Genomic DNA, 10,129 nt, shown 5'->3' on the forward strand with positions numbered 1-10,129 from the left:
GCATCCTGAGCTGAATTGGCCGTTAACAATACGGTGCGAATATTAAATTGCTGTGTAGCATTAATCGCCAAAGCATTCAATTTGCCTATTGCTGCCTGATTGGTATTTTTTAAATCGTATGCTACATAAACCAGACTATAGTATGGATTTTCAATCAACTCTTTGGTGTAGTCAGTCCCCGAGGCATCAGTTATTTTTAGATCTTTAATTTTCGGCTCATAACCTTTCTTAACTAAGCGCTGTACAGGCTCGCCAACAATTTCCCAATTATTGTCTTTCCAGATTTCGGTTTTCAGATAAGCTTTGTCGCTCATGTCTTTCTCTTCCTTCGTTTTCTTATTCACAAGGTGATACATGATTTCATACTCATCTGGCTTTTCTCCTGGAGGGATTACCATTTGAGAAGGAATATGTGAGCCCACTTTATAAGGTAAAAAATCTATAATCGGAAGTACATTATAGGTAAAAATCCCAAAACCCAACGCAATTAAAGTAATGGCTATTGCAATATTTCTTTGGGCTGCTTCCTTTTTAAATAACGGATGAATACGGTCTTTGTAAATGAAAATCACGATAATCAAAACCAATAAAACCAAATCTTTACTGAAAGACTGCCAAGGTGTAATCGGGATGGCATCGCCAAAACAGCCGCAGCTGGTTACCACTTTGAAGGCGGCTGATACAAATGTTAATAAAGTGAAGAAAATAATTAAAAGCAATAATCCCCAGGCAACCTTCCTGCTCCAAAATCCAAGGAGTAAAAGCGCACCAAGTATAATCTCAAGCGTACAAAGCAGAATGGCAATACCAGTTGCCGAACCACTCAGAAAATTCATGTGAAAGACCTCGAAATATTCCTGTAATTTATAACCAAATCCGAGCGGATCATTGGCTTTAATTAAACCTGAAAATATAAAGAGAACGCCAACAAAAATTCTTGAAATGCTTAAGATTATATTCTTCATTGTTTATTTTACTCCTAGTTTGATCAGTGCAAATACCGAATAGTTGAGCATATCCTGGTAATTTGCTTTAACACCTTCAGATGCTAATGTTTGTCCTTCGTTATCTTCTATTTGTTTTACTCGGAATATTTTCATCAAAATCAAATCAGTTAATGAGCTAATGCGCATATCTCTCCAGGCTTCGCCATAGTCATGATTTTTTGCAAACATTAAATCCTTTGTTTCGCTAACTTTTTCTTCGAATGATGTTTCCACAAGTTCATAAGGCATCTCATTCGGATCAGTCTCCGTTAACTCCAACTGCATCATCGCAATAACGCAATAGTTAACAATGCCAATGTACTCTGAAGTGATGTTCTCCCCTACTAAGCTTACCTTTTTTTCTTCCAGTGTGCGGATGCGTTGCGCTTTAATAAAAATTTGATCGGTGATGGAGCTGGGCCGTAAAATGCGCCAGGCGGTTCCATAATCTTTTGTTTTTTTAAGGAATAGCGATCTGCAAACAGAGATCACCTCATCAAATTCTATAGCGGTATTTGTTTGTGCCAATTCGGGTAAATTATTTAGTTTTAATGTATTTTTGTTGCCAAAGAACAAAAGCTAAAGATACATTTTTAAAGCGAAACCCAAATCCCGGAAGGGTTTATTATGGCAGAAAAAAACTTTTTCGAACCCAAAAAAAGCCTCAACGTAAAAGGCAGGTTAATTGATCTGAGCAAGCCTAAAGTAATGGGAATCTTAAACATTACGCCAGATTCTTTTTACAGTAACAGCAGAACCAAATCAATTTCAGAGGCGCTTTCTCAAACACAAAAGTTTTTACAGGAAGGTGCAACTTTTATTGATATTGGAGGTTACTCATCACGACCTGGAGCTATTGATATTTCAGCTGCTGAAGAATTACGGAGACTAGTGCCGGTGGTGGAAGCGATTTCAATAATGTTTCCTGAAGCCATTATATCGATTGATACATTTCGGGCGAAAGTAGCCGAAGAAACCATTTACGCAGGCGCACACCTGGTGAACGATATTTCTGCAGGAGACATGGATGAACAGATGTTTGCCACTATTGCGCAACTCCAGGTACCGTATATGATGATGCATATGCAGGGAACACCCCAAACAATGCAACAAAACCCTGTTTATCAAAACGTAACACTTGAAGTGATAGATTATCTGGTAAAAAAAATTGCAGTGCTGCGTTCGCTAAAAATTCACGATGTAATTATTGATCCCGGTTTTGGTTTTGGAAAAACCATTGCACACAATTACCAACTGCTTAATGAGATGGAAGCTTTCAAAATTTTCCAGCTTCCGGTTCTGGTTGGATTTTCGAGAAAGGGAATGATCCACAAGGTTTTGGGCAATACAGCTGCCGATGCGTTAAACGGCACTACCGTTTTAAACACAATCGCATTACAAAAAGGTGCAGGAATATTACGTGTACACGATGTTAAGGAAGCAGTTGAGTGCGTGAAATTGGTGGAAATGCTAACCTGCGTTTAAATTGGTTATTTGTTTTAATTGGTTAACCGATTGCTAACAGAATGATGCAATATTTGATTCATGAATTGCTTAAATTGCAATACAAATCCCATTGTTAGATTGCATTGACGATTGATTCTAAACCAATTATTATGCATACGTACTCATTTGAAAAATTAGAAACTTGGCAGAAGGCAAGATTATTCAGAAAAAACATTTATTTGTTAGTTAAGAAGTTCCCCAGAGATGAGATTTTTGGTTTAACAAGCCAAATCAAAAGATCATCAAGCAGCATTGGCGATTGCCTGGCTGAAGGTTCTGCCCGAATTACAGCAAAAGATAAGGCCTATTTTGTTTCATTATCTTACTCAAGTGCCATAGAAACAATCAATCATATTATTGGCGCACATGATTTAGGCTACATTACCGATGCTGAATATAATTCATACAGATTAAATCTTGATGAACTCACCAACAAACTAAACGCTTTAAGAAAGTCTATTTTAAAGACTTGAATATAAAATCAGAACTCAATTTCTTACTATTAACCGATTCAGGCATTTAAACAATTAACCAAAAAAAACTATCTTGTGGCTGATGAAAGGTTTTGATTTTGATTTTCTTAAAGTATCGCCAACTGATGTAGTTGACATTGTGCTGGTTGCGATTTTAATTTACTACGTTTACACGCTTATTCGCAATACCTTAGCCGTAAATCTACTGGTTGGAATGTTCATTATTACGGTGTTTTACTGGATAGTAAAAGCCCTTCACATGGAATTATTAACCACCATCATAGAAAAGTTTATGAGCGTGGGCATCATCGCTTTAATTGTAATTTTTCATCCCGAAATCAGACGTTTTCTTTTGCTCATTGGTAAAAATGCTTTCCTTCAAAAAAATAAGGCCTGGTGGGGTTATTTATTTGGCAGAAAGGAGATAGAAAGGAATAATTTGACTAGAATAAAACCCATCATAGACGCTTGTAAAACGATGAAGAAAACCCGTACAGGGGCTTTGATTGTTTTTGTGAAATTTTATGATGAACAGTTTTTCGCCAACAGCTGTGAGGTTGTTGATGCAAAAATATCTAAGCGCTTACTAGAAAGTATCTTTCAAAAAAATAGTCCGCTGCATGATGGAGCAGTGGTGATTTCAGAAAATAAAATTAAAAGTGCGAGTTGTATTTTACCTTTAACGGATAACGATCAATTGCCATCGCAATTTGGTTTAAGGCACCGGGCTGGAATTGGCGTTTCGGAAACTACAGATGCCGTTGCGGTAATTATTTCGGAAGAAACAGGTGAAATATCTTACGCCAAACAAGGTCGGGTGAGGATGAATGTTTCTTTCGGAGAGTTGGAGAAACTGCTGAATAAAGACTTCTAGGAGCAAAAAAAAGAAGCAAGGAACAAAGATAATAAGCCGCAAAGCCCAAAAAAAACAAGGATTAAAAAATAAACTCTTTAATCCTTGATCTTTAATCCTTTACCTAAACTAGCAGTATTGCTCAAAAGCACCAATCAGGTTATCAGCAATCATTGCCGCTGGTCGGCCTTCAATTTGGTGGCGTTCAATCATGTGAACCAATTTACCATCTTTAAATAACGCCATTGCCGGAGATGATGGAGGAAAAGGCATCATATAATTTCTGGCCTGATCTACCGCTTCTCTTTCCATACCAGCAAAAACTGTTACTAACTTGTCAGGGTGTTTTTCATGCGCAGCTGCTGCTCTGGCCGCCGGACGAGCATTTGCCGCTGCACAACCACATACAGAATTCACAACCACCAACACAGTTCCTTCACCTTTAATGGCTTGATCTACTTCTTCTGCATTTTTTAACTCTTGAAAACCTACGTTGGTTAATTCCTTACGCATTGGCTCTACTAAATATTCTGGATACATTATCTTGAGATTTTTATTTACAATTTGAATGGTACAAAAATAACAAAATCGGATGGCATGTATCATCCGATTTATATTTTTAAGGTAAAATAATAGGCAACAGTTATTTAAGTCCTCTTAAAATCTCATCATAAATGCGAGGGTTGGTAATGGCACCTACAATGGCCAACACGAAAAATAAAATTGTTAACGCACTTAGTATCGTGGCAATCATCCCACAAATTTTTCCAGCTTTGGCATTTTTGTATGATGATTCTGTATACATTGTTGGATTTAACTGATATTTTTTAACGTCTCCAGCACCTAGCACCCATGCAACAATACCAAAGATTAACCCAAATACACCATAAAAGCAACACGCCGGAAGTGCCAAAATTCCTAACACCAAAGCTACGGTAGAATTTGGCAGATTTTGCTGCCCCATTCCACCACCAAATTGTCCAAACGGAGGTTGTTGTTGAAAAGGCGGAGGTGTAATCGGACCAAAGCCTGAAGGTGGATTAGCTGGTTGTTCGGGTTTATTTAAATCGATAGGATTATTTTTCGGGGTATTTTCCTGTTCTTCTGACATACTTAAGCGGTAAGTTGATGATTGTATATTTTATAAATGTAGTTGATTAGTACAATTACTGCAACAGCAAAAAATGAAATTTTGATTAGCGCTGCACCAAACTTAAAATCGAACTTTAAGTGTACCAAAGTAAAAATGATTAGGGCTATTAAAGGAATACTTGCAGGATAAAACTTAAATGAAGCTGATAAATCACCTTTCAATAGTGCAATAAAAGAGCGTTGCAAACCGCAGCCAGGGCAGTCTAAACCAAAATAACTTTTAAAAGGGCAAGCAAAAAGATGACCATTTAACCAATCGAGAAAGCTAAGTTGCTGCAGGATCATTTATATTTCCAATAATTTTAATTTGAGCATCTTTCCAAACTTTATATTCCTCCAAATCTTTCAGCACCTGTTTGTAAACCAGGTTTAACACAAAAATATCGTCGATAAAACCTAGCAATGGAACAAAATCTGGAACAATATCCAGCGGAGAAAGAAAATAAATCAAGCCGCCCAAAATTGCAACAATGGATCTTTTTGGGATTTCGGTATACTCTCCGTTCACATAATCTTTTGCCACACCAAACAATAGGAGCATTTTTGCCCAAACGCCTTCAAGCTCTCCCTTATTTGTGATGGCTTTACCTAAAGCATCTTTAATCGTGCTGCTGGCTTTCGACTTATCATCCAAAATTAGCGCCGCCCTGTTTTCAGACTTTCTAAAAAAATCAAGTATTTTCTTTCTGTTGAACCTCATAAATAATGCTTTACAAATTAACGTCCAAAAAGATTAAACCCGTATGCTAGTTGCAACATTTACCAGAAAACGGTTACTTTAGGTAGATTGAAACGAGCACCTTTTTATTTTGCCCATATCATATTTAATTTAGGCTGCCGATGCACTCATCATTTCCAGAATATCGTCAATGTATTTTCTTTCGTTAGCTAAACGCGGAACTTTGTGTTGCCCACCTAACTTATCTTTTGCCTTTAACCAATTGTAAAAAGTATTGGCTGGAGCATTATGTACCGTAGGCCTGCAAAGCGCCATATCCTTGAACCTCTTCGCGTCGTAATCTGAGTTTACCTCACGTAAAGTATTATCCATTACATCGATAAATTTCTCAAAATCGTTCGGTTGTTTATCAAACTCAATAATCCATTCATGCCCGCCGGCCTTTTCGCCCTCAAAATAAATTGGGCCTGCTGTATAGTCTTTAATTTCTGCCCCGGTAGCCAGACAAGCTTTGGTTAGTGCCTGTTCGGCATTATCGATAATCACCTCTTCGCCGAAGGCATTTATAAAGTGTTTGGTTCGTCCGGTAATTTTTATCCGATATGGAGCAAGTGATGTGAATTGTATCGTATCACCAATCATGTATCGCCATAAACCACCATTGGTAGAAATCACAATTGCATAGTTTTTATGCAATTCCACTTCGCCCAACAATAATGCTTTTGGATTTTCATCTCCAATATTTTCCATTGGGATAAATTCATAAAAAATTCCGTAATCGAGCATCAAAAGCATCTCATCAGAGTCATCCTGATCCTGAATGCCAAAGAAACCCTCGGATGCATTATAAGTTTCCAGATAATACATATCATTCGATGGAATAAGCTGTTTGAATTGTTCACGGTAAGGTGCGAAGTTTACTGCACCATGGATATAAACTTCGAGGTTCGGCCAAACTTCTAGCAGATTACTTTTACCGGTAAGTTCTAAAACTTTTTTGGCCAGCACAATTGTCCAGGTTGGTACACCCGAAATACTGGTTACATTTTCGTGGATCGTGGCTTCAGCCATCCGGTCCATCTTAATTTCGTAATTGTCCATTAAAGCAATAGACATGTCAGGTGTACGGTAAAACTCTGCCCAGATTGGAAGATTTTTAATCAGCACAGCTGATAAATCGCCATAAAAACAATCTTCGTTTAACTGATTTACCTGATGGCTACCGCCCAAAACCAAGCCTTTTCCTGTAAACATCTGGTTATCCGGGCGGTTATTACAGTATATGGAAAGCATATCTTTCCCCCCTTTAAAGTGGCATTCTTCTAAACTTTCCTGAGAAACGGGAATAAATTTACTCCGATCGCTGGTGGTTCCGGACGATTTTGCAAACCACTTAATATCAGAAGGCCATAAGATGTTCTGCTCACCCGCCAACATTCTTTCAACGTAAGGCTTCAGCGTATCATAGTTTTGAATGGGTACGCGTTCCTGAAATTGCTGAGGCGTTAAAATTGATTTGTAATCATACATTTTTCCCCATTCCGTGTTTTCTGCACTATCTATTAAAGTGTGAAACCACTCTTGCTGAACGTCATGCGGGTATTTCATGAAAAGCTCGATCTGGTGGATCCGCTTTTTCATTAACCAGGTAAAAATTGAATTTACGATTGCCATTTGCTATAATTAAACATCAAATTTCTTACGCTTCAATACGAAGTTAGCTCCTAAATATACTTTTCTTACCATCTCATTTTCTGCCAAAACCTCTGGAACACCTTGCTCAAGAATTTTTCCTTCGAAAAGCAAATAGGCCCTATCGGTAATGGAAAGTGTCTCCTGAACATTGTGATCGGTAATCAATATACCAATATTTTTATGTTTTAGTTTTGCTACAATACTTTGAATTTCCTCTACCGCAATTGGGTCTACCCCTGCAAAGGGTTCATCCAAGAGGATAAAATTAGGATTTGCCGCTAAAGCACGTGCTATTTCAGTTCTTCTTCTTTCCCCTCCTGATAAAAGATCGCCCCGGTTTTTACGCACTTTATGTAAACTGAATTCGTTAATCAGTTCTTCCAGTTTGTCTTTTTGCTCTTCTTTGGTCATGTTGCTCATTTCCAAAATGGCCAGAATATTATCTTCAACCGTTAGTTTTCTAAAAACTGATGCCTCCTGAGCTAGATAACCGATCCCTTTTTGTGCCCTGCGATACATGGCATCTTCCGTGATATCTTCATCCTCTAAAAAAAATGCGCCCTTCGTTTGGTTTAATCAAACCCACAATCATGTAGAAAGAAGTAGTTTTACCTGCACCATTCGGACCCAAAAGCCCAACAATTTCGCCCTGGCTTACATTGAATGAAACATCATTTACAACAGTTCGTTGCTTGTATTTTTTGACCAGGTTTTCGGCTCTTAATATCATTCTTATTTACGATTTTTGATCTACGATTTACGATTACCATAAATCTGAATCTATAACTTCCACACCAAGCATCCTGAATTTGTTTCAGAATCTTTTAATGCTAATTTACTTTTATCCCTTTTATATTGAGTTGCAAACGTTTTTTATCTCGCCACACATTTTCTTCGATTGTATAACAAACAGAAAATGGAACTTTTGGTTGTAGAAGATTTTGAAATTCTGCTAAACCAAAGGCAATGCCTTCAAAAATAGGCGAATTTTGTTGCTTTACATTAATTTTTAGATGATTTGCACCTACTGCCATGGCATGTCTATCTAAGTAAACATTATGCGTAACAAAAATTGGCGCCATGTTTTCTGGCCCGAAAGGCCCCATTTGCGATAAAACGCGGAAAAACTTGCCATCAATTTGCGCCAGTTCTATTTCTGCATCTATTTTTATCATTGGCGTAAGCAACTCTTCGGTTATGGTAGCCGATACAATTTCTTCAAATTTATCGGCAAATGCACTTACCTTATCTTCTTGCATGGTTAAACCCGCCGCAAACTTATGCCCGCCGTACTGATCCAGAAATTCTGCACAACCACTCAAGGCTTCATACAAATCGAAACCAACTACAGAACGGCAGGAACCGGCTACATGACCGTTTGATTTAGTCAAAACGATTGTTGGGCGATAATATTTTTCAGTTAAACGAGAAGCCACAATTCCAATTACGCCTTTGTGCCAGTTTTCATTGAAAACAACGGTGGTTTTTCTATTGATTAAAACCTCACTATCTCCTATCAAAGCCAATGCTTCCCGGGTAATATCCTGGTCGTATGTTTTACGTTCGGTATTTTTAAGGTTTATCATTTCACTTTGCTCTAAAGAATTTCCCTCTTCTTGGCAAAGCAGCATGGCTACAGCGTGTTTGGCATGATCAATTCTGCCTGCGGCATTGATCCGCGGACCTAAAGTGAAAACTACATCAGTAATGGTATAATTTTCGGTTTTACCGGAAACTTCCATTAAAGCTCTTAAGCCCTCGCATGGATTAGTATTTAATTTCCTTAAACCATAGTAAGCTAAAATTCTATTTTCACCCACAACAGGAACAATATCTGCAGCAATACTGACCATGACCAGATCTAGGTATTGCAAATATGTTTCCTTTGCCAAGTTATGTTTTTGCGCATAAGCTTGCGCCAGTTTAAAGCCGATGCCACAACCTGCAAGTTCCTTAAAAGGATATTCGCAATCTGTTCTTTTAGGATCTAAAACCGCAGCTGCATTGGGCAATTCATCACCTGGTAAATGGTGATCACAAATGATAAAATCGATACCTAAGTTGTTGGCATATTCAACTTTATCGATGGATTTTATGCCGCAATCTAAAGCAATAATTAACGAAAAACCATTCTGATAAGCATAATCGATACCTGCAGTAGAAATCCCATAACCTTCTAAATAACGATCTGGAATGTAATATTCTATATTTTCTGTAAGTTGAGAAAAGAAACTGAAAGCCAATGCTACAGATGTGGTGCCATCTACATCGTAATCGCCATATATTAAAATTTTTTCGTGACTGGCCAGGGCTTTCTCGATTCTTTCGATGGCCTTATCCATGTCTTTCATCAGGAAAGGATCATGAAGATGATCGAGCTCTGGTCTGAAAAAATACTTTGCCTGATCAAAATCACAAACGTTTCTTTGTACTAAAATTCGCGAAAGTGATTGATCTATATTGAGTTGTTCTGCTAATTTCTTTACCGTGTCATCATTACAATTTGATGTCAGCACCCATCTTTTTTCCATTATATTTGTTTCCGAACAGTAAATATACTTTTTTAATTTAAATCTCTACATTTTGCAAGTTCATACCTTATTCGAAGGCACCTATTCTGTAGATGCCTCAAAAAAAATTTATTCCTTTTGATTCTGCCATTCATAGTTTCAAAGACCGTCCGGCATCTTTATTCATCAATGTTCAGCCTTTTTTGGTGGAGTTAAAGAATGATTTAATCCTTTTTGATACCGGTTTAGGCTTTAGCGATGATCACGGCGAGCTG

The 10,129-nt window shown here is 37.7% G+C and carries 11 protein-coding genes and 1 pseudogene; 3 read left to right on the forward strand and 9 right to left on the reverse strand.

The genetic code is table 11. The annotated features are described in order from the left end of the window. Together ON09_RS19610 and ON09_RS19615 are read right to left on the reverse strand one after the other, a co-directional pair. Positions 1–965, reverse strand: a 965-nt coding sequence (locus ON09_RS19610; RefSeq protein ID WP_010602771.1) for a BT_3928 family protein, incomplete at its 3' end; no start/stop codon positions are given. A gap of 3 nt (positions 966–968) precedes the next feature. Next, positions 969–1,514 carry a DUF1599 domain-containing protein gene (locus tag ON09_RS19615; RefSeq protein WP_039842983.1) on the reverse strand — a complete coding sequence of 182 codons (546 nt, stop codon included), beginning with the start codon at positions 1,512–1,514 and terminating at the stop codon, positions 969–971. Between the two features lie 99 nt (positions 1,515–1,613). Here ON09_RS19615 and folP point away from each other — a divergent pair, with 99 nt between their 5' ends. The 3 genes from folP (at position 1,614) to cdaA (ending at position 3,839) form a co-directional block, all read left to right on the forward strand. Continuing rightward, a complete protein-coding gene (gene folP, locus ON09_RS19620; RefSeq protein WP_010602773.1) occupies positions 1,614–2,471 on the forward strand; it encodes a dihydropteroate synthase in 858 nt (285 codons plus the stop codon). 131 nt (positions 2,472–2,602) lie between these two features. After that, a complete protein-coding gene (locus tag ON09_RS19625) occupies positions 2,603–2,965 on the forward strand; it encodes a four helix bundle protein (RefSeq protein WP_010602774.1) in 363 nt (120 codons plus the stop codon). An 82-nt stretch (positions 2,966–3,047) separates the two neighbouring features. Next, positions 3,048–3,839: a diadenylate cyclase CdaA gene (cdaA, locus tag ON09_RS19630; RefSeq protein WP_010602775.1), complete on the forward strand. Its 792-nt coding sequence runs from the start codon at positions 3,048–3,050 to the stop codon at positions 3,837–3,839. A 108-nt stretch (positions 3,840–3,947) separates the two neighbouring features. Here cdaA and ON09_RS19635 read toward each other — a convergent pair whose 3' ends face one another. The 7 genes and pseudogenes from ON09_RS19635 to recJ form a co-directional block, all read right to left on the reverse strand. Continuing rightward, complete coding sequence (locus ON09_RS19635) at positions 3,948–4,358, reverse strand: BrxA/BrxB family bacilliredoxin (RefSeq protein WP_010602776.1); 411 nt, start codon at positions 4,356–4,358, stop codon at positions 3,948–3,950. A gap of 103 nt (positions 4,359–4,461) precedes the next feature. Beyond that, positions 4,462–4,929 carry a CCC motif membrane protein gene (locus ON09_RS19640; RefSeq protein ID WP_010602777.1) on the reverse strand — a complete coding sequence of 156 codons (468 nt, stop codon included), beginning with the start codon at positions 4,927–4,929 and terminating at the stop codon, positions 4,462–4,464. 2 nt (positions 4,930–4,931) lie between these two features. Beyond that, a complete protein-coding gene (locus ON09_RS19645) occupies positions 4,932–5,255 on the reverse strand; it encodes a DUF2752 domain-containing protein (protein WP_010602778.1) in 324 nt (107 codons plus the stop codon). Beyond that, positions 5,236–5,670, reverse strand: coding sequence for a YkvA family protein (locus tag ON09_RS19650; RefSeq protein WP_010602779.1), 435 nt, complete (start codon positions 5,668–5,670; stop codon positions 5,236–5,238). Before ON09_RS19650 ends, ON09_RS19645 begins: the two co-directional genes overlap by 20 nt. A 129-nt stretch (positions 5,671–5,799) precedes the next feature. Continuing rightward, positions 5,800–7,323: a GH3 auxin-responsive promoter family protein gene (locus ON09_RS19655; RefSeq protein ID WP_010602780.1), complete on the reverse strand. Its 1,524-nt coding sequence runs from the start codon at positions 7,321–7,323 to the stop codon at positions 5,800–5,802. 9 nt (positions 7,324–7,332) lie between these two features. Further along, positions 7,333–8,074, reverse strand: a pseudogene (lptB, locus tag ON09_RS19660) (LPS export ABC transporter ATP-binding protein). A gap of 100 nt (positions 8,075–8,174) precedes the next feature. Continuing rightward, the gene (gene recJ / locus ON09_RS19665) at positions 8,175–9,875 is read right to left on the reverse strand and encodes a single-stranded-DNA-specific exonuclease RecJ (RefSeq protein WP_010602781.1); all 1,701 of its coding nucleotides are present in this window, start codon (positions 9,873–9,875) and stop codon (positions 8,175–8,177) included. Between the last annotated feature and the right edge of the window lie 254 nt (positions 9,876–10,129).

Origin of the sequence: Pedobacter agri PB92, from assembly GCF_000258495.1 — a bacterium.
Taxonomy (GTDB): Bacteria; Bacteroidota; Bacteroidia; order Sphingobacteriales; family Sphingobacteriaceae; genus Pedobacter; species Pedobacter agri.

Coding starts and splice junctions, on each gene's coding strand:
- ON09_RS19640 (WP_010602777.1), bottom strand. CDS start 4,929: ATGTCAGAAGAACAGGAAAATACCCCGAAAAATAATCCTATCGATTTA.
- ON09_RS19645 (WP_010602778.1), bottom strand. CDS start 5,255: ATGATCCTGCAGCAACTTAGCTTTCTCGATTGGTTAAATGGTCATCTT.
- cdaA (WP_010602775.1), top strand. CDS start 3,048: ATGAAAGGTTTTGATTTTGATTTTCTTAAAGTATCGCCAACTGATGTA.
- ON09_RS19655 (WP_010602780.1), bottom strand. CDS start 7,323: ATGGCAATCGTAAATTCAATTTTTACCTGGTTAATGAAAAAGCGGATC.
- ON09_RS19625 (WP_010602774.1), top strand. CDS start 2,603: ATGCATACGTACTCATTTGAAAAATTAGAAACTTGGCAGAAGGCAAGA.
- ON09_RS19650 (WP_010602779.1), bottom strand. CDS start 5,670: ATGAGGTTCAACAGAAAGAAAATACTTGATTTTTTTAGAAAGTCTGAA.
- ON09_RS19635 (WP_010602776.1), bottom strand. CDS start 4,358: ATGTATCCAGAATATTTAGTAGAGCCAATGCGTAAGGAATTAACCAAC.
- recJ (WP_010602781.1), bottom strand. CDS start 9,875: ATGGAAAAAAGATGGGTGCTGACATCAAATTGTAATGATGACACGGTA.
- folP (WP_010602773.1), top strand. CDS start 1,614: ATGGCAGAAAAAAACTTTTTCGAACCCAAAAAAAGCCTCAACGTAAAA.